The organism is Ancylobacter lacus (assembly GCF_018390635.1).
In the GTDB taxonomy this organism is placed as follows: domain Bacteria; phylum Pseudomonadota; class Alphaproteobacteria; order Rhizobiales; family Xanthobacteraceae; genus Ancylobacter; species Ancylobacter lacus.
Genome location: NZ_JAHBGE010000044.1, coordinates 446,173 through 464,739, shown reverse-complemented (window position 1 = coordinate 464,739; position 18,567 = coordinate 446,173). Strand labels below are relative to the sequence as shown.

The following is an 18,567-nucleotide window of genomic DNA, read 5'->3' as shown; positions in this document are numbered from 1 at the left end:
TCCGGTCGGCACGTCACGAAGCCCGGTCGGGCTGCAGGTAACGGCGATAGTCGAAAGGCTGCTCCTGCCGGGCGGCGTCCTCCTCGGCGAGCGCGAGAAGATGGGCGTGGAGCGGGGACTTATGGCAGGCGGGATCGGTCTCGGCGGCGTCCCCGGCAATAGCCATCGCCTGGCAGCGGCAGCCGCCCCAGTCGATTTCCTTGCGCTCGCAGCCCTGGCACAGCGGCGGCATCCAGTCCGTGCCGCGATAGGCGTTGAAAGCCGGCGAATCCTGCCAGATCTCCGGCAGGCTGTGGTCCCGCACGTTCCAGAAGTCGAGGCCGGGAATGGTCTCGGCGGCGTGGCAGGGCAGCACCTTGCCGGAGGGGGTGACGTTGAGCGACTGCTTGCCCCAGCCATTCATGCAGGGCTTGGGGTATTTGGCGTAATAATCCGGCACCACCGCGTCGATGGTGAGCACGCCGCGCAGCCGCTCGCGCGCCTTCTCGACGATCTCCAGCGCCCAGAACACCTGCTCGCGGGTCGGCATCAGCGCCGCCCGGTTGCGCAGCGCCCAGCCGTAATATTGCGAATGGGCGATCTCCACCCGCTTGGCGCCGAGCGTCAGCGCCAGCTCGATGAAATCCGGGATCTGGTGGATATTGGCCCGGTGAACCACCGAATTGACGGTGAGCGGCAGGCCGAGGCGCCGCACCTGCGCGGCGAAGGCGAGCTTGCGCTCATGGGCGCCACGGAAATTCGAGACGAGATCGGTGGTCGCCGCGTCCGCCCCCTGGAACGAGAGCTGGACGTGGTCGACGCCGGCGTCGGAGATCGCCTGCAGCCGCTCCGGGGTGATGCCGACGCCGGCGGTGATGAGGTTGGTGTAGAGCCCCACCTTGACGCAGTGCCGGATCATCTCCTCAAGGTCGCGCCGGGAGGTGGGCTCGCCGCCGGACAGATGCACCTGCAGCACCCCGAGCCGCGCCGCCTCGGAGAACACCCGCAGCCAGGTCTGCGTGTCGAGCTCGGCGTTGCGGCGGTCCAGCTCGACCGGGTTCGAGCAATAGGGGCACTGCAGCGGGCAGCGGTGGGTCAGCTCCGCCAGCATGCCGTAGGGCGGCGGCACCGGCGGGCGGGCCAGCGGCGCGGCACCGGTGTCCGGAAGGGTCGCCACGTTCATGTCGCCACCTCCACCATGCCCTTCAAGGCCAGATTGGCCAGGAAGGCGTCCACATCGCCCGCCACCCGCTCGCGGTCGATGGCGAAGGCGAGAATCAGGTCGTCGACGATCGCGTCGATGGTGCGGGCGCCATCCACCCGCCGCAGAATCTCCACCGCCACCGGATCGGGATGCAGCACGCGCTCGGGCGCGAGCAGCACCCACTGCCCGCGCGCCTCGTCATGGCGCAGCCGCACCCCGCGGGCGAGCCGCGGGATGCCGGCGGGGGCGAGTGCGGGCGCCACTCAGGCGCCCTCTCGGGTCGGCGGCGAGGCCGCGCTCGGCACGAACGCTCCGGGATAGGCCATCTTCGGCTCCACATAGGCGAAATACAGTGCGTCGAGTTGCACCCACAGCACGTCGCACTTGAACTCCAGCGCCCGGATTGCCGCATCCTGCTGTTCCGGGGTACGGGCGTGGCGCTTCACATAGTCCAGCGCGAAATCGGCATCGCGCGGCGCCTCGGTCAGGCGCTTGTCGAAATAGGCCAGCGTCTCCTTGGAGACGAAATCATAGTTCTTCAGCATGCCGGCGACACGCTCGCCGATGATGCCGGGCGAGAACATCTCCGTGAGCGAGGAGGCGATGGCTTCCAGCAGGGACTTCTCGCGCACGAAATGGACATAGGCGTCCACCGCGAAGCGGGTGGCCGGCAGCAGGCCGTGCAGCGAGGTGACATAGTCGCGGTCGAGGCCGAGGCCGTCGGTCAGCTTGATCCAGCGGGCGATGCCCCCCTCGCCTTCCCGGTCGCCGTCATGGTCGATGATGCGCTGGCGCCAGGCCCGGCGCAGCTCCGGCTCCTCCATCCGGGCGAGGATGGACGAATCCTTCACAGGGATCATCGCCTGGTAGTAATAGCGGTTCAGCGCCCAGGCCTGGACCTGGCCGAAATCCAGCTCGCCATTATGCAGCAGCTTATGAAACGGGTGAAGGCTGTGGTACCGGCGCTTGCCGACGTCCCGCAGCCGCGCTTCCAGCTCTTCCGGCGAAAGCAATGTTGTCATGGCGTGATCTCCATCCCATCTTCGGCAACTTCCCAACCCGCAGCTTCGACTGCGAGGCGCTCCGGCGATCCTTCGACAAGCGCCGGATTGGTGTTGTTTATGTGTACGAAGATCTTCCGTTTTACTTTGATCTGAGACAAGGCCGCAAGCGAACCCTCGGGGCCGGACATCGCCATGTGGCCCATGCGCGCGCCGGTCTTGGTGCCCACCCCGGCGGCCACCATCTCGTCGTCGCGCCAGACCGTGCCGTCGAACAGAACGGCGTCGGCGCCTTCAAGACGGGCGCGCAGCGCCTCGGTCATGACCGCGCAGCCGGGAATGAACAGCACCCGCGCCGCGCCGTCGCTCAGCTCGACCCCGACCGTCTGCTCGCCCTCGACCGTGGTGGCCACCGCGCCGGAGGCTTCGATCTCGCCACGCTCCAGATAGAGCGCGATCTTGCCGGGCACCGGGAAAATCTCGGCGGTGATGCCGGCGACCACCTCGAACGGGTCGCCAAAGCCGACCGTGCGCCGCTCCACATGCTCGGGCGCCAGAACATCGAACGCGCTGTTGGCGGCCAGCACGCCATGAATGGCGGCAGTGGCATGCAGCCGGAAAGGCTGCGATTCCCGCAGGCTCAGCAGGCCGGCGATGTGGTCGATATCGGCATTGGTGAGAAGAACGGAGGCCACCGGCGAATGTCGGCGGCCATTACGCGGATGCAGGGCCGGGACGGCCTGAATCTGGTGCAGGATCTCGGGCGCGCAATTGACCAGTGCCCAGCGCTCGCCGTCCACGCTGACCGCGACGGATGTCTGGGTCCGCCGCCGAACACGCGGATCACCCTCCCAGGCGAGCGCGCACACCGGGCAACGGCAGTTCCATTGGGGAAATCCCCCGCCGGCTGCCGAGCCGAGCACGAGAAGACGCAGGCGGGGCGTGGAAGCGGGCATGATGCCTTACCAAACGCCCCGCCTCACGCCTCAGAAGTCGGCGGGCATATAGGCGTTGACTTCCATGCCGACGCAGACTTCGACGATGCAGGGGGTCGACCAGGCCATTGTGCTTCCTCCGGTTTGAATGTCTCAGGACCTTACTAAGAAGATCATAAGAGACTGATATCGCCATCGAATTTAATGGGCGACAGTTTTACATTGGTCATTCCGACCGTTCGCGTCAAGAACACCGATGTAATTCTTTTAGGTCCACATTATGCCAGATGCCAATACCGCAGCGCACAAACAACGTGGTGCCGCAGCCTAGGCTACCGGGGCTTCGAACATGAAGCCGCGGCCGCGAACGGTGACGATGAGCTGCTCGCCGCTGCCGACGACCTCGGCCAGCTTGTGGCGGAGATAGCCGACATAGACATCCACCACGTTGAGGGACGCTCCGCCATGACCCGCCCACAGCGCCGCGAAGATGTCGCCGCGGGCCAGCGGCTCTCCGGCGTGGCGCATCAGCAGCGCCAGAAGCTCGACTTCCCGCTCGGTGAGGCGAACCTTCGCATCCCCGACATGGGCCTGGCGGACATCGAGATCAAGGGTCAGGGGGCCGACCGTGAGCTGGCGCACCTCCTCCTCGCCGGTGCTGCGGCGGAGCGCCTGCACCTTCACCCGCGCCAGCAGCTCCTCGAAGGCGAACGGCTTCACGATGTAGTCATCCGCCCCCGCCAGCAGCCCTTCGGTGCGCTCGGTGACGCTGGAACGGGCCGACAGCATGATGATCGGCGCGGTCTGGCCGGCGGCGCGGAGCGCCTTGCACACCTCGATGCCGGAGCGCCCCGGCAGCATCACATCGAGGATGATCGCCTCCAGCGCCTTGCCGTTGGCGGCCTTCAGCGCCTGCTCGCCATCGCCCACCAGCTCGACCTGATAGCTCTCCGAGGAGAAGCCGCGCCGCAGCAGCGAGCCGATATCGGCGTCGTCCTCGACGATCAGGATGGTCATTGGGCAGCCTCCAGCGTGGCATGCGGGATGAGGGCGGGCAGCCGCACCGAGACGCAGGTTCCGGGCACCGGCCCGCCGGGCGCCCCCTCCGCCGCGGCCTCCTGGGCGGTGCGGCTTTCGACGGCGATGGTGCCGCCGTGGCGCTCCACCACCCATTTCGCGAGCGCGAGACCGATGCCGAAGCCGCTGCCCTGACGGGTACCCGAAGCCCCCCTCCAGAACCTTTCGAAGACGTGCGGCAGCTCGTCGCGGGCGATGCCGTCGCCCTCGTCACGCACCGTGATCAGCGCCTCGGCGCCCTCCAGCCCGGCGGTGAGCCGGATGGTGGAACCGGCGGCGGAGTGGCGCAGGGCATTGGCGACCAGCCCCTCCAGCACCTGGCGCAGCCATTCCCGGTCCGCCTCCACCGCGAGGCCCGGCTCGTCCGCCACCGCGAGCGTGATGCCGCGCGCCCGCGCCAGCGGGGCGGTGTCGTCCACCACATCCCCCAGCAGCGTGCCGACCGCGACTTCCCGGCGCTCCAGTTCGATCTGGCCGCTTTCGGAGCGGGCGATCCGCAGCAGGTCCTCGACCCGGCGGTGCAGCCGGCGGGCGCGCGACTGGATGACGACCAGCGCGGCGCGCAGGTCCTCCGGCGTCGGGGTGCCGCGCAGCGTGATCTCCGCCTCGCCGAGAATCACCGTCAGCGGGGTGCGCAGTTCGTGGCTGACATCGGTGAAGAAGCGGCGGCGGGACTGGTCCACCAGCTCAAGCCGTTCATTGGCACCGCGCAGCTCGGCGGTTCGGGCGTCGACGATCTCCTGCAGCCGGCGCTGGTCGGCCATCAGCCGCGCCTCGCGGCGGGCGAGGTGCAGCGCCATGCGGTTGAAGCGGGCCATGGCGAGGCTGAGCTCGTCATGCCCGGTCACGGTGAGGCGGGTGTCGGTGCGCCCGCGGGAAATCTCGGAGGCCGCGGCGGAGACCTCCGCCACCCGGTTGATGAGGGAACGCCCAAGCCGATGATAGACCAGCGCGGAAAGCACCAGCGCGAACAGCACGCCGGCGAGGCTCCAGCGGATAGTGCGCTCCCGCAGCTCGCGCACCGCGGCCTGCGCGCTCTGCGCCTCGGTCCGCTCCTCCTCCATGGCAAGGCCCAGCGGCGGGCCGAAGCCGGCGGCGAACACGTCGAGCGCCACCCGCACCCCGATCTGGCGCTGGGGCGAGATCATCGCCGACTGGACCTGGCGGTCCAGCACCTCGAACTGCGCCCGCAGCCGGGCCAGCGTGCGGCTGCGGGCCGCCATCAAGGTCTGCGGCTCCTCGCCGGACAGCCGCATGACATCCCGGCGCAGCGTTTCCTCGAAGCGCTGGAACGATTCCCGCGCCCGGTCGCGGGCTTTCGGCAGGTTGCCCAGCCCGTCCGGCTGCTGCGACGCCTGCAGCGCGATCAGCGCGTAGTCGCCGATGCGGCCGGACAGGCTGGAGAGCAGTTCCAGCCGCGTCTGCGCCGAGGCAAGACGGTCGACCTCCGCATTGGCGCGGCCGAGCACGCCGATGAGCGCCGCCGCCGACACCGCCGTGACCAGCACGGCGACCGCCAGCAGCAGCGCCATGCGGCCCCGCAAGGAAGAAAGATAGTTGCGCAGCATGCGAACGCGGTCCCGCCCCGCCTCCCCGGCGGGAGGCGATGATTTCACGTCCCGCCCGGCCGCGCACGCTGCACCGCAGCACGAAACGGCCGGCTGGAGGAGGCGGGCGGCCGGGGCGGGCTCAGCCCGAGACCGCCTTCTTGCCGTCGTTCACATAGTCGATGCACTCGTCATATTCCTTCTCGCCCAGCTCCCGCTCCGCGCCTTTCAGCGCCTTCTTGATCTTGTCGAGCGTGGCCTTGGGCGGATTCTTGGCGGCCTCGGCCTTCAGGAACGTGATGCCGTCGCTGCACTGCTTGGCGTCGTCGGCGAAGGCCGCCGTTCCGAGGCCGAGAACGAGGACGGCGGCGGCCGTGGCGAGCGTGCGTGTCATGGGTTTCCTCCGGTGCCCGGCTTCGCCGGTGCGCGTGATGTCCGGCGATGCCGGTGTCGGACGCCCGCGCCCGGCGCCATGACCGGGGGAGCCGGGCGCGCCAGGCAGGGCCTTTTCGGGATGTCGGCGGGGCACCGCGCGGGCGCCGGCACGGCGGCCGGCTCCTGCCGTGCCCCCTCAGGTCACTTCACGGTCAGGGTGCCGACCATGCCCTTCTCTTCGAGGCCCTCGATCCACCATTTGAAGGTGCCGGTGCGGATCGGCACGAACTCGACCGAGATCGTGCCGGCATCGTCGAACTCGAGGTGATGCGGCGCGCCGTAGGGATGTATTTCCAGATGATTGACGACGATCTGGTTGAGCCAGACGTTCCGGAAGAACTCCGGCGCCATGAACTTGTATTCCTTGCCGCCATTCGAGGTGATGTTCAGGCGGTAGGACTTGCCGCCCTCCATGGTGATGTCCTTCACCGGAACGGCGAAGTCATTGCCATTGGTGTCGCCGAGCACGATTTCCGGCAGGTCCTGCCGTCCCTTGGCGAGGTCGATGGCGTGCGAGGGCGCGCCGAACATCAGGGCGGCGCCCAGCAGGGCCGTGAAGATCAGGCCCGTGCGAAGACGGTGATGGCCTCTCGTCATGCGCTTCTCCTTGGCGTCTGTCGGCGTCTTGTCTGACGTCTTGCCGGTGGACGGCGCGCGATCCCGGGCAAACACCGGGAACATGCCGTTCCACGCCGGGAATTATTCCCGACAAAAGCCTAGGTGGACCGTAATATCGTGTCTAGCGAATTGATTCTTATGAATATTTTATCATTTCCGGGCGGATCGCGCGCGAGAGGCGCACGCCGCTGCGGAAGACCCGCGCCACAGGCCGGCGCGGCCCGGCCCGGCGCGGCACCGGGTCGCGGGCGGCAGGGAGTCGGGGCCGGACCGGCCACCGCTCCGTCAGGATCCATGACCGGGGACGCGACACGAAGTCCCGAGAGGGTGGGATCAGATGTCCTTGCCGGCGTCGCCCGGCCGGCCGCAGCGCCACCGCGTGACCCGCCATTTGGGGTGGCTTTCGGACCATTCCGCAATGATGGGCTGGGCACCCATCAGGCACTGCACCGGCAGGCCGACCTGCTCGATGTTGAGGGAGACCGCCTCCTCCTTGCATACGCCGGGAGAGGCAATCAGGCAGATAGACAGGATAAGCTCCATGGCTGGATCCTTTTAGAGTGGACCTGGCTACCCGAGCGTTCTTCCCTAGACGAACGGATGAGAGCAATTGGTATGCCAAGCCGCCACCCCCGTTACGGCGCGGCGGGGGCGCCGGATCGACCGTCCCCGCGGGTTTCGGGCCGGGCGGGGCGGGACTCCATGACGGCACTGCAACATGGAAAGCCGAGCGCCGGTTAAGGAATAGGCGCGCGCTCCGGCCGCATGACTACCGCGTGACCACCGCGCCAAGCCGCGGCCGAACGTCGCGAAGCCGTTCCGATACCGCCGGGGGGCGCCGCCGGGGCTTCATCGAAACCGTGAAGAACGCCGACAAAAGCAGCGCTCGCAACGAAGATTCCCTTGCAGGGAGCCGTGAACCGGAACTAGTCTCCCGCCCGTGACGTGTCGGTCGAGCTATCGGGCCAACCGGTTTGGTGCTTCAAACGCTGCAACAAAGATAGCCGGGACATCAAAGAGAGACGCTTCCTGTCTCTTGAGTGTGCAACCCCGTTTGGGAGGATTTAGATGGCCAAGATCAACAAGGTTCTGATCGGTGAGTCGCTCGTGGGCGACGGCAACGAAGTCGCGCATATCGACCTCATCATCGGACCGCGCGGCAGCGCGGCCGAGAGCGCGTTCGTGAACGCCCTCACCAACAACAAGGACGGCTTCACGTCGCTGCTCGCGGTCGTGACCCCGAACCTGCTCGCCAAGCCGAACACCATCCTGTTCAACAAGGTAACCATCAAGGACGCCCGTCAGGCCGTCCAGATGTTTGGCCCCGCCCAGTATGCGGTGGCGAAGGCCGTTGTCGACAGCGTGGCTGACGGCACCATCCCGGAAGACGAAGCCGACGACCTGTTCATCTCGGTCGGCGTGTTCATCCACTGGGAAGCCGCAGACGACGCGAAGATCCAGCAGTTCAACTACGAGGCGACCAAGGAAGCCCTGAAGCGCGCCGTCAACGGCGAGCCCAAGGCGAAGGACGTCCTCGCGCAGGCCTCCTCCGCGAAGCACCCCTTCGCGGCGTAGATCCGAAGCAACCCTGGGCAGAAAACACCTCCGCCCGCGGCCCCGCCGAAGGGTCTGCTCCAGCGGTTAGCGGCGATCTTTCTCAACAAGTGAGGGCGCATCCGCCCTCGCTTCCGGAAGGAGCGTGGGCGGCCTCGCCGCCTTCGTCGAAGCCGACTCCCAAAGGCCCGGAACCCCGTGTTCCGGGCCTTTTTCATGGCCATCGGCAGCCTCAGGCCGGTTCCGGGAAAAAGCGCCGCCGTCCGCTCAGGGCGCCAGCAGGTCGCCGCGCAGCGCCTCGCCCGCCGCGCCCCGCCGGGCGGCGAGGTCGAGATCGACGGCGAGGTCGCGCCGGATCCGCGCCGGCGGTCCGTCCAGCCGCACGATGCGGCTGCCCAGCTCCACCGCCTCGCGGGTGTCGTGGGTGACGAAGAGCACCGTCGCCGGCCGCCGCGCCAGCAGCCGGCGCAGCAGATCACGCAGCCGGGCCGCGCCGGCCTCGTCCAGCGAGACGAAGGGCTCGTCCATCAGCAGCAGGTCCGGCGCCAGCGCGAAGGCCCGCGCCAGCGCCACCCGGCGCTGCTGGCCGAGCGAGAGCCGCTCGGGATAGGCCTGCGCCTGATCGGCCAGCCCCACCTCCTCCAGCATGGCACGGGCCGCCGCCCGCGCCGCCGCGTCCTCGCCGAGCGGCAGCGCCACATTTTCCTCCACGGTGCGCCAGGGCAGCAGGCGCGGGCTCTGGAAGGCATAGGCGATGCGCGGCGGGCCGGCAGTGCCGAAGCCGATCCGGCCGTCATAGTCGCGGTCGAGCCCGGCGATCATGTTGAGCAGCGTCGTCTTGCCGAGCCCGGAGGGCGCCAGCAGCACCACGAAGGAGAACGGCGCCACCGCAAGGGCGAAATCGCGGTAGAGCACGCGCTCGCCCCCCGCCGGGCCGGGAAAGCGCTTGGCGCGGATGAGAACATCGACTGCCGTCATCGCCGCCAGCGGCCGGCGTGCCGCTCCCAGGGCTGAATGATGCCGATCTCGATGATCTGGACCACCACCGTGAAGGCCAGCGCATAGGCCAGCACGGTGGCGACGTCGAAAAGCTGGAACGCGGTCTGCAGTTCGAAGCCCACCCCATTTGAGCGGCCGAGCAGTTCCACCACCAGCACGATCTTCCAGGTGAGGGCGAGGCCGGAGCGGGCGGCCGCGGCGAAGAAGGGGGCGAGCTGCGGCAGCACCACGTGGCGCAGCGTGCGGCCGCGGCCGAAGCGGAACACCCGGGCCATCTCGTCGAGATCGCGCGAGAGCGCCGCCGCCCCCTCGCGCAGCGTGACCGCGACATTGGGAATCTTGTTGATCGACACCGCCGTCACCGCCGCCGCCTCGGTGAGCCCGAACCAGACATAGCAGAGGATGATGATGACCAGCGCCGGCAGGTTCAGCAGCACGATGAGCCACGGCCCGAACACCCGGTCCAGCGCCGGAGAGCGGCCGAGCAGGATGCCGATTGCCGCGCCGATCGCCATGGCGATGGCGAAGCTGGCGGCGACGCGGCCCAGCGTGATGGCGACGTTGCGCGGCAGGGTGCCGGTCTCGCTGGCGCGCAGGAAGGCGTGCAGCACCGCCATCGGCCCCGGCAGCAGCGGCGAGGCGACGATCAGCGCCGCCACCTGCCACAGGCCCACCAGCAGCACCAGCGAGCCGAGCGTCACGGCGAGCCGGCCGGCGGCGCGGCGGGGGCCGCCGGTCGCGAGGGAGTGCGGTGCCGCCGCGGGCTGCGGCAGGTCGTCCCGCGCCGCTTCGGCCATGGCCTCACACCTTGAGCGGCGCGAACAGCGCGGGATCGAAGCCGGGCTTCGGCCCCACCAGCTCGGCCCCGCCGACGCGGGCCAGCACCTCATAGAGCCGGGCGCAGGCGGCAAGCTCCGCCTCGCCGAAGCCGCCGGGAATGCCGGCGCGGAAATAATCCCGCAGCTTCACGAACTCGGCGTCATCGGCGGCCTGCATCAGCGGACGCAGCCGCTCCCACGCGGTCTCGGAGGTCGCCAGCACCCGGTTCGCCGCCGCGGCGGCCTGGAAGAAGCCGGCCAGCGCCGCCCCCTTCTCCGCCTCGATGCCGCCGCGCCAGACGAAGCCGACCAGCGGCGGGGTCGGCGAAATGCCGAGCCCGGCGATGACGTCCTTGACGTCGAGCAAGCGCTGGAAGCCGGCGGCGTCCAGCCGGGCGGCGAAGGGCCAGAAGGTCAGCGCGGCGTCCACCCGGCCGAGCGCGAGCTGCTGGTTGACCAGCGGCGGCGCGCCATACACCGCCTCGGCGGCGGTGGCGAGGTCGATGCCGGCGCGCTCCTGGGCATAAGCCCGCAGCAGCAGCCAGCTCTTGTCGAGCGCCCCGCCCGCCACCCCGATCTTGCGTCCGGCGAGGTCGGAGAGGCTGCGCACCGGCCCCTTGGCCGCCACCATCAGCGCGCCCAGCGCGTTGGAGAACGGCGCGAAGCGGAAATCGCGGCCCTCATTGCGCAGCCGCAGGGCCCACAGCCAGTCGGTCACGATGAGATCGACGTCGCCCGCCTGCAGCGCCACCGTGGTGGCCTGGCCGGAGGCGAAATCGACCGTTTCCAGCCGCAGGTCGAGCCGGGCGGCAAGGCCTTCCGCGGTGATGGTCTCGACGAGCCAGTTCAGCGTGCCGAACTTCAGCGAGCCGATGCGCAGCGCCGGGGTGCCGGCCGCCGCCGCGAGGCCGCCCAGCGCCGGCAGCAGCGTGGCGCCGGCGGCGCCGGCGAGAAAGGAGCGGCGGCGCAGCCCGGCGGCGCGGTTCGCCACGGAGAGGACAGGAGGGGTCATGGTCGGCATCACGGATTGGCCTGCACCGCCGCCTTGCCGGTCAAGGGCGGGTCGAGCAGCCGGTTGCGCACGAGGTAGGAGACGCCGCGAACCCAGGATTCATCGGTGTTGTTGCGGATGTCGGCGCTGCCGGCCCGCAGCACCTTGCCGGTCGCGACATCGCGGAGCTGGAAATTGATGTTGAGGATGAGGTTGGACACCTTCTGCACCAGCCCGACCACTTCGATGTCGGCGCCGGCCGCGCGGGCGATCGGCAGCTCGCAGCTGTTGCAGTTGCGGAAGGGCGATTCCCGCTCGATCGCCGCCTTCTGCGGGGCGAGATCGACCACGTCGTAGCCGGCGGCGGCGAGCCGCTGGCGCATCTCCGTGGTGATCAGGCCGAGGCGCTGGTTCTGCGCGTCGACGGTGGAAGGCGTGTGGTCGCCGCTGGTGTCCAGCATCTCGAAGTCGAACACCGCCACCCGCGTCGCCGCCCCGGCCCCGGCCGGGCCGGCGAACAGGGCCGGCAGCACCAGCGCAGCGGCCAGCGCAAGCGCGGAGAGCCGGGGCAGACGGCGCATAGGGGTCATCGGCGGGCCTCCCGGCCGTGTTGTCTCGTTGCCGGGATCATACCCGTCCCCCCGACCCCGGCAAGACACGAGGTTCACTTTCCCGTCAGCACCGGGCTGAACTTCACGCGACCTGCGGGAATAATTCCCGCTTATTAAATTCTTATACGATCTCATCTGTTGAACACTTTCTGACGTTTGCTAATCTTCTTCGAGAAATAACGTCAGGTCAGGCCGAAATGACGCCAGACCGGCAAAGAAACGAACGGGACGGACGCCCATGAGACGGATGGTTCACGCGGCGGCGCTTGCCGCCGCGATGGCGGTGACGGTCGCCTCCACCGCCACCTTCGCGCCGGCACTGGCGCAGGAACAGGCTCCCGCGGCCTCCCCCGCCGCGAAGCCGGCCGCCGCGCCTGAACAGACGTTCCGCATCGGGGTGGTGCGGCAGGTGCCGCCGCAGCCGCCATGGATCGCCCCCCTCAGCGCCCCGCCGGAGGACCTCGGCGTCGCCGGCGCCGAGCTGGGCATCCGCGACAGCCTCGCCAGCGGGCGCTTCCTCAAGCTGGACTACACCCTCGCCACCGAGATCGTGCCGACCGAGGGCGACCCGCTGGCGGCCGCGCAGAAGCTGGTGGACGGCGGTGTCACCTTCCTGCTGCTCGACGTGCCGGCGGATCAGCTGCTGCGCATCGCCGACGCGCTGAAGGACAGGGACGTGCTTCTCATCAATGCCGGCGCCCCTGACGACAGTCTGCGCCAGCAGGACTGCCGCGCCAATGTGTTCCACGTCGCGCCCAACCGCGCCATGCTCACCGACGCGCTCGCGCAGTTCCTGATGACCAAGCGCTGGCGCAACTGGTTCCTGATGATCGGGCGCACCGAGGGCGACCGCCTCTACGCCGAGGCGGTGCGCAACTCGGCGAAGAAGTTCGGCGCCAAGATCGTCGCGGAGAAGACGTGGGACTACGGGCCCGACGCCCGCGCCACCGCACAGTCGGAAGTGCCGCGCGCCACCCAGGTCGGCGAGTACGACATCCTCATCACCGCCGACGAGCTCGGCGAATTCGGCGACATCCTGCCCTACAACACCTGGCTCGCCCGCCCCACCGCCGGCACCCATGGCCTGATGCCGCTCTCCTGGCACCCCACCATGGAGAACTGGGGCGCCTCCCAGCTCCAGAGCCGGTTCTTCAAGCAGCACCAGCGGCTGATGCAGCCGCTGGATTTCCAGATGTGGGCCGGCGTGTTCGCCATCGGCTCCGCCGGCATGAAGACCCGCTCCAGCGAGACCGCCAAGGTCCGGGCGCAGCTTCTCGCGCCGGACTACGACCTGCCGGTGTTCAAGGGCGTCGCCGCCAGCTTCCGCCCTTGGGACCACCAGCTTCGCCAGCCGATCCTGCTGACCCACGCCACCAACACCGTCACCCTCTCGCCGCAGCAGGGCTACCTGCACCAGCGCACGCCGCTGGACACGCTGGGCTTCGACCAGCCCGAAAGCCGCTGCAAGCTCAACTGACACGCCGCCGCACGCTGAACTGACCCGCCGCCGCACGCCGAACCGATCCCGGCAGAAGCACCGGAAACACCCGACATCCGCCGCTCCGCCGACGACGCGGCATTCAAGGAGGACACGATGACACGCCGTACCACGCTCAGCGCCGGCCTTGCCCTCGCCGGGCTGCTGGTTGCGCTGGAGGCCGCCCCGGCGCTGGCCGATGGCCGCGCCTTCGTCTCCAACGAGCGCGATCACACGGTCAGCGTGGTCGACCTGACCAGCATGACGCTCATCGAGACCATCAAGACCGGCCGCCGCCCCCGCGGCATCACCGCGAGCCCCGATGGCAAGCTCATCTATCTCTGCGCTTCCGACGACAACCGGGTCGAGGTCTATGACGCGCAGACCTTCAAGCTGGTGAAGACCCTGCGCTCCGGGCCCGACCCCGAGCTGTTCGTGCTCGCCCCCTCGGGCAACCCGCTCTACATCGCCAATGAAGACGACAACATGGTCACCGCGGTGAACGTGGAGAACAACGAGCTGGTCGCCGAAATCCCGGTGGGGGTGGAGCCGGAGGGCATGGGCGTGAGCCCGGATGGCCGCTACCTCGTCAACACCTCCGAAACCACCAACATGGCCCACGTCATCGACACCAAAACCAATGAGGTGGTCGAGAATGTGCTGGTGGATTCCCGGCCGCGCTACGCCCAGTTCAACCATGATGGCAAGCAGCTCTGGGTGTCGTCCGAGGTCGGCGGCACCGTCGCGGTGATCGACCCCGCCAACTGGAAGATCATCAAGAAGATCAGCTTCGCCATTCCCGGGGTGAACAAGGACGCCATCCAGCCGGTCGGCATCCGCATCACCAAGGATGGCTCCAAGGCCTTCATCGCGCTGGGCCCGGCGAACCGGGTCGCGGTGGTCGACACCAGGACGCTGGAGGTGGAGAAGTATCTGCTGGTCGGCCAGCGGGTCTGGCAGCTCGCCTTCAGCCCGGACGAGAAGCTGCTGATCTCCACCAACGGCAATTCCAACGACATCTCGGTCATCGACGTCGCCTCGGAGAAGGTGACGAAGTCGATCGCCGTCGGCCGCCTGCCCTGGGGCGTCGTCGTGGTGCCGTGATCGCGGCGGCCGGTGCCCCCTGGCCCGGCCCTGCCTGCCGCCCGCGCCCGCCCGTCGACGCCGCCTTGCCGGCCGGCGGGGCGGGCGCCATCTTCCCGAGAAGGCCCATGCGGACGCCGCCCATGCAGACCGACCTCGCCGGCACCCAGCGCTCCGCCCTGCGTCCGCCCGAAGGCCCCCCGGCGCTGGCAGTGGAGAACGTCACCCACCGCTTCGGCGAGCGCACCGCGCTGGACGATGTGAGCCTCACCGTGCCGCGCGGCAGCTTCACCGCGCTGCTCGGCCCCAACGGCGCCGGCAAGACCACGCTGTTCTCGCTCATCACCCGGCTCTACGACAACCGCAGCGGGGCCATCCGGGTGCTCGGCCACAATGTGCGGGGCGAGCCGGCGGCGGCGCTGTCGCGGCTCGGCGTGGTGTTCCAGGCCCGCACGCTCGACCTCGACCTCACCGTGCAGCAGAACCTGCTCTACCACGCCACGCTGCACGGCATCGGCTTTCGCCGGGCCCGACAGCGGGCGCTGGAGGTGCTCGCCAGCGTCGGCCTCGCCGACCGGGCGAAGGACAAGGTGCGCCAGCTCTCCGGCGGCCAGATGCGGCGGGTGGAGATCGCCCGCGCGCTGATGCACCGGCCGGAGCTGCTGCTGCTCGACGAGCCCACGGTGGGGCTCGACATCGGCTCGCGCGCCGCCCTGGTGGAGGAGGTGCGCCGCCTCATCGCCAGCGAGGGCATCGGCGTGCTGTGGGCCACCCACATCATCGAGGAGATCCGCCCCGGCGACCGCATCGTGGTGCTGCACAAGGGCCGCATCCGGGCGGAGGGCTCGCATGAGAGCCTGCTCGCCGGCGGCGCGCCGGACCTTTCCAGCGCCTTCCTCGCGCTGGTGGGCGAGGCCCCCTCCCCGTCCGCCACCAGCGTCGGAGGCGAGCCATGAGCTTCCTGCCCGAAACCGGCCCCCGGCGCCTGCCGCTGCGCGGCTATGCCGTGTGCATGGCCGGCATCTGCTGGCGCGAGGCGCTGCGCTTCCTCAACCAGCGCGGCCGCTTCCTCTCCGCGCTGGTGCGCCCGCTGGTGTGGCTGTTCATCTTCGCCGCCGGCTTCCGCTCGGTGCTGGGGGTCTCGATCATCCCGCCCTACGACACCTATATCCTCTACGAGGTCTATGTCGCGCCGGGGCTGATCGCGATGATCCAGCTCTTCAACGGGCTGCAATCCTCGCTCTCCATGGTCTATGACCGCGAGGTCGGGGCGATGCGCATCCTGCTGGTGAGCCCCTATCCCCGCTGGTTCCTGCTGCTCTCGAAGCTGGTGGCGGGCATCTGCGTCTCCCTGCTGCAGGTCTATGCCTTCCTCGCCATCGCCTGGTTCTGGGAGGTGGAGGCACCGCCGGTGGGCTATCTCACCATCCTGCCGGCGCTGCTGCTGAGCGGGCTGATGCTGGGGGCGATGGGGCTGCTGATGTCCTCGCTGTTCCGCCAGCTCGAGAACTTCGCCAGCGTGATGAACTTCGTCATCTTCCCGATGTTCTTCACCTCCTCGGCGCTCTACCCGCTGTGGAAGGTGCAGGAGAGCAGCCTGCCGCTCTACTACCTCTGCCGGTTCAACCCCTTCACCTATGCGGTGGAGCTGATCCGCTTCGCCCTCTACGGCCAGTTCGATCCGATCTCGGCGCTGGTGGTCGCGGCTTGCGCCGCCGTCTTCCTGATCGCCGCCATCATCGCCTATGATCCCTCTGCCGGACTGATGGGCCGCCGCGGCGGACCCGACGCGGCCAAATGACAAGAACTGCCCCGGAGACGCCCATGCCTGCCTTCGCCCGCCACGCGCGCCGCCGCGCGCTCGCCAGCCCTGCGCCCCCGTCCGCATTCGACCCGCCTGCGCGTGCGCGCGGGCCCGCCTCCGGCCTGTCCGCGAGCCGGCCCGGTCCGCATCTTCTCGCCCTCGCCCTCTTCGCGCCGCTGCTGCTGGCCGCCCCGGGCGCGCAGGCCGCCGCGCCCACAGGCAGCCTGTGGCCCTGCATCCAGCCGCGGGTGGACAATCTCGCCGCCGCGCAGATGTGGGACGGCCCGCCGGTCGAGGGGCTGGCCTGGCGCGACGATGCCCGCGTCGCCGATCTGGTGCCGGTGCTCGCCGCCCGCCGCACCCCGCTCGAGGACGCCGACAAGCTGGTGGAGAGCTTCGCCCGCGAGGCCGGCCCGGACAAGAACCAGCGACTCACCTTGCTGTTCGCCGGGGTGTTCGACCAGATCAACAGCCTGCGCAGCCGCATCCTTGCCGGCATCGAGCGCTACGCCCAGCATCAGATCGACCTCTCCACCCGCATCAAGGACGAGAGCCTGAAGCTGGCGCAGGCGAAGAAGGCCGCGGCCAACGACGCCGACAAGGCCAAGGCCGCCGAGCTGGAGAAGGAGATCCTGTGGGACACCCGGATCTACGACACCCGCAGCCAGTCGGTCACCGCGGTGTGCGAGAGCCCGGTGATTCTGGAACAGCGCGCCTTCGCGCTGGCCCGCACGATTCGCGGCGCGATGGACTGAGGGCTCAGGCGGCGCGCGGCCCCAGCCGCGCCAGCCGCCGGCCGATGTGCAGCACGATGGCGGCGTGCAGCGCCAGCGCGAGGCCGAGCCCGGCAAGGTGCGCCGCCGCGCCGGCGGCGGCGCCGACCTCCCACAGCGTCACCCCGCCAAGCGGCAGGAACACCAGCAGCGCGGTGGCGAGGCCGGGATTATACGCCCGCAGCCGCAGCCCGGCGGCGAGGTGGATGACCCCGTTCACCAGCATCGCATAGGGCGCCACCAGCCCTGCCGCCGGGCCGGCCAGCAGCGCGGCGTAGAACGCGGCGAGGTTCAGCCCCCACACCAGCGGCAGGTTGATGACCAGAACCGCGGCGACGCTGAGCCCGTCCCGGCCGCCGAACAGGCGGGTGTTCACGAAGGCGCGGAAGCGGTCGCCCGCATGCTCCTCGACCTGATGCACCATATAGGCGGGGCTGTGCAGCAGGATGAGGAACGCCGCCGCCGGCACCACACCCGCCAGAGCGGGCGCCAGCGCCAGCAGCGCCGCCGCCATGAAGCCGGCACCGGCCACCCAATGGCTGGCCAGCCAGTCGAGCCGGACCAGCCGGCGCCCTGTCGATCCCATCAAAGAGCCCTCCCCCCGCAGCGCGCGCGACGCCCTCGCCCGCCGGTGCGCGCCCATCTCAGCACAAGGCGCGCCGGCGGGGACATTTGACAGGCGAGCGCATGGCGGCGGCCTTGCCGAAGGGGTGCGCCGCCGGCCGGCGGAATGCGCGCCATCGGCGCGCCGGCAAGGGCAACCCGGCATCGGCAACGCGGCACGGGCAACGCGGCACGGGCAACGCGGAATCAGCAACCCCGCATGGGCCGCGTCGGCGGAGAGCGGGCGGCCCCCTTCCTCGCGAGGCCGGCCCGACGCGGCCGAATCGGCCGACCCACCCCGGCTAGGGCCGGGGCGTCGCCCGCTCCAGCGGCAGCCCGGCGGCGGCCCAGCCGTCGCTGCCGGCGGGATACCAGATCACCGCGGTGTAGCCATAGGTGAGGGCGCGCCGCGCCGCATTCCACGACATCCAGCAATCGGTGAGGCAGTAGAACAGCAGCGGCGCCTCGCGCCGGCCGCCGGTGATCTCCTCGAGGCTGCGGCGGAAATAGCCGTCCATCTCCGCATTCAGCACGCCATAGCCGACATTGGCGAGCCAGACGCTGCCGGGAATGTCGTCGCGCGGCTTGTCCCGCCACACCGTGCCGGGCGCGAGATTGGCCGGCTTCACATCGCGCGGCAGCACGTCGACGAACAGCGCGCCCTTCTGCCGCCACAGCGCCTCGGCGGCGGGAGTATCGACCACCCGGGCGCCCTTCAGCGTCGGCGGGGTGGGCGCCTTGAAGTTCTCCATCCGGTAGTCGTCCGGCTCGGCCACCGCGCCGTCGGCGGCATGGGCCGGGGCCAGCGCCAGCAGCAGCAGGGCAAGGCCGGCCATGGCGAGCCAGGCGAGCCGGGTGAGCGGCGAGCCGGCCCCGGCGGCAGCCTCGCCCCCGTGGCGGACGGCAGCGGCTACCGGCCGGGCGCGGCCCGCTGCGGCAGCGGTGCGTTCCGCGCTGCCGGCGCGGCGGCTCGGTTCAGCGCCGGCCCATCCCAGCGTCGTGGCGGCCGCGCGGCGGGCCTGCAGGGCGGTGGCAAGACCAAGCCGCAGAGCGGCATC

At 69.8% G+C, this 18,567-nt stretch carries 20 protein-coding genes and 1 pseudogene; 6 read left to right on the top strand and 15 right to left on the bottom strand.

Annotated features, from left to right (window positions below):
• Nucleotides 1-13 precede the first annotated feature (13 nt).
• The 9 genes and pseudogenes from pqqE to KHC27_RS11000 form a co-directional block, all read right to left on the bottom strand.
• Nucleotides 14-1,162 (bottom strand): pyrroloquinoline quinone biosynthesis protein PqqE, encoded by a 1,149-nt coding sequence (gene pqqE, locus KHC27_RS11045; RefSeq protein WP_213338869.1) that lies wholly within the window; start codon nucleotides 1,160-1,162, stop codon nucleotides 14-16.
• A pseudogene (gene pqqC, locus KHC27_RS11035) lies at nucleotides 1,159-2,205 on the bottom strand (pyrroloquinoline-quinone synthase PqqC). The gene pqqE and the pseudogene pqqC overlap by 4 nt, the downstream one beginning before the upstream one ends.
• Nucleotides 2,202-3,119, bottom strand: coding sequence for a pyrroloquinoline quinone biosynthesis protein PqqB (gene pqqB / locus KHC27_RS11030; protein ID WP_213339034.1), 918 nt, complete (start codon nucleotides 3,117-3,119; stop codon nucleotides 2,202-2,204). Before pqqB ends, pqqC begins: the two are co-directional and overlap by 4 nt.
• Nucleotides 3,120-3,170: 51 nt before the next feature.
• Entirely contained in the window at nucleotides 3,171-3,248 is a 78-nt protein-coding gene (gene pqqA / locus KHC27_RS11025; protein WP_213339033.1) for a pyrroloquinoline quinone precursor peptide PqqA, read from the bottom strand.
• 198 nt (nucleotides 3,249-3,446) lie between these two features.
• Nucleotides 3,447-4,136, bottom strand: a complete 690-nt coding sequence (locus tag KHC27_RS11020; protein WP_213338861.1) for a response regulator transcription factor — start codon at nucleotides 4,134-4,136, stop codon at nucleotides 3,447-3,449.
• Nucleotides 4,133-5,764 carry a sensor histidine kinase gene (locus KHC27_RS11015; protein ID WP_246519806.1) on the bottom strand — a complete coding sequence of 544 codons (1,632 nt, stop codon included), beginning with the start codon at nucleotides 5,762-5,764 and terminating at the stop codon, nucleotides 4,133-4,135. The genes KHC27_RS11020 and KHC27_RS11015 overlap by 4 nt, the downstream gene beginning before the upstream one ends.
• Nucleotides 5,765-5,885: 121 nt before the next feature.
• Entirely contained in the window at nucleotides 5,886-6,137 is a 252-nt protein-coding gene (locus KHC27_RS11010) for a histidine kinase (protein WP_213338860.1), read from the bottom strand.
• 182 nt (nucleotides 6,138-6,319) lie between these two features.
• Complete coding sequence (locus KHC27_RS11005) at nucleotides 6,320-6,775, bottom strand: cupredoxin domain-containing protein (protein WP_425514873.1); 456 nt, start codon at nucleotides 6,773-6,775, stop codon at nucleotides 6,320-6,322.
• 354 nt (nucleotides 6,776-7,129) lie between these two features.
• Nucleotides 7,130-7,339: a hypothetical protein gene (locus KHC27_RS11000; RefSeq protein WP_213338859.1), complete on the bottom strand. Its 210-nt coding sequence runs from the start codon at nucleotides 7,337-7,339 to the stop codon at nucleotides 7,130-7,132.
• 525 nt (nucleotides 7,340-7,864) lie between these two features.
• Between KHC27_RS11000 and fae the strand changes: the two genes are divergently transcribed.
• A complete protein-coding gene (gene fae / locus KHC27_RS10995) occupies nucleotides 7,865-8,371 on the top strand; it encodes a formaldehyde-activating enzyme (protein ID WP_213338857.1) in 507 nt (168 codons plus the stop codon).
• A gap of 246 nt (nucleotides 8,372-8,617) precedes the next feature.
• Here fae and KHC27_RS10990 read toward each other — a convergent pair whose 3' ends face one another.
• Genes KHC27_RS10990 through KHC27_RS10975 form a run of 4 tightly spaced genes read right to left on the bottom strand, consistent with a single transcriptional unit; the run spans nucleotide 8,618 to nucleotide 11,748 of the window.
• Nucleotides 8,618-9,337, bottom strand: a complete 720-nt coding sequence (locus KHC27_RS10990; RefSeq protein WP_213339029.1) for an ABC transporter ATP-binding protein — start codon at nucleotides 9,335-9,337, stop codon at nucleotides 8,618-8,620.
• The gene (locus tag KHC27_RS10985) at nucleotides 9,325-10,146 is read right to left on the bottom strand and encodes an ABC transporter permease (protein WP_213338852.1); all 822 of its coding nucleotides are present in this window, start codon (nucleotides 10,144-10,146) and stop codon (nucleotides 9,325-9,327) included. Before KHC27_RS10985 ends, KHC27_RS10990 begins: the two co-directional genes overlap by 13 nt.
• Before the next feature lie 4 nt (nucleotides 10,147-10,150).
• Nucleotides 10,151-11,179 carry an ABC transporter substrate-binding protein gene (locus KHC27_RS10980; RefSeq protein ID WP_213338846.1) on the bottom strand — a complete coding sequence of 343 codons (1,029 nt, stop codon included), beginning with the start codon at nucleotides 11,177-11,179 and terminating at the stop codon, nucleotides 10,151-10,153.
• Between the two features lie 8 nt (nucleotides 11,180-11,187).
• Nucleotides 11,188-11,748, bottom strand: coding sequence for a DUF3280 domain-containing protein (locus KHC27_RS10975; protein WP_213338845.1), 561 nt, complete (start codon nucleotides 11,746-11,748; stop codon nucleotides 11,188-11,190).
• Between the two features lie 259 nt (nucleotides 11,749-12,007).
• Here KHC27_RS10975 and KHC27_RS10970 point away from each other — a divergent pair, with 259 nt between their 5' ends.
• From KHC27_RS10970 to KHC27_RS10950, 5 genes are all read left to right on the top strand, one after another.
• Entirely contained in the window at nucleotides 12,008-13,246 is a 1,239-nt protein-coding gene (locus KHC27_RS10970; RefSeq protein WP_213338844.1) for an ABC transporter substrate-binding protein, read from the top strand.
• A 117-nt stretch (nucleotides 13,247-13,363) separates the two neighbouring features.
• Nucleotides 13,364-14,350, top strand: a complete 987-nt coding sequence (locus KHC27_RS10965) for a PQQ-dependent catabolism-associated beta-propeller protein (protein ID WP_213338843.1) — start codon at nucleotides 13,364-13,366, stop codon at nucleotides 14,348-14,350.
• Between the two features lie 122 nt (nucleotides 14,351-14,472).
• The gene (locus KHC27_RS10960) at nucleotides 14,473-15,285 is read left to right on the top strand and encodes an ABC transporter ATP-binding protein (RefSeq protein ID WP_213339028.1); all 813 of its coding nucleotides are present in this window, start codon (nucleotides 14,473-14,475) and stop codon (nucleotides 15,283-15,285) included.
• The gene (locus tag KHC27_RS10955; RefSeq protein WP_213338841.1) at nucleotides 15,282-16,130 is read left to right on the top strand and encodes an ABC transporter permease; all 849 of its coding nucleotides are present in this window, start codon (nucleotides 15,282-15,284) and stop codon (nucleotides 16,128-16,130) included. The genes KHC27_RS10960 and KHC27_RS10955 overlap by 4 nt, the downstream gene beginning before the upstream one ends.
• 23 nt (nucleotides 16,131-16,153) lie before the next feature.
• Entirely contained in the window at nucleotides 16,154-16,888 is a 735-nt protein-coding gene (locus tag KHC27_RS10950; RefSeq protein ID WP_246519804.1) for a hypothetical protein, read from the top strand.
• Nucleotides 16,889-16,892: 4 nt separating this feature from the next.
• On the opposite strand, the gene KHC27_RS10945 is transcribed toward KHC27_RS10950, so the two are convergent.
• Both KHC27_RS10945 and KHC27_RS22105 read right to left on the bottom strand, forming a co-directional pair.
• Nucleotides 16,893-17,492, bottom strand: coding sequence for an HXXEE domain-containing protein (locus tag KHC27_RS10945; protein ID WP_213338839.1), 600 nt, complete (start codon nucleotides 17,490-17,492; stop codon nucleotides 16,893-16,895).
• Nucleotides 17,493-17,811: 319 nt separating this feature from the next.
• On the bottom strand, nucleotides 17,812-18,345 hold the full coding sequence (locus KHC27_RS22105; RefSeq protein WP_213339026.1) for a PQQ-dependent catabolism-associated CXXCW motif protein: 534 nt from the start codon (nucleotides 18,343-18,345) through the stop codon (nucleotides 17,812-17,814).
• Between the last annotated feature and the right edge of the window lie 222 nt (nucleotides 18,346-18,567).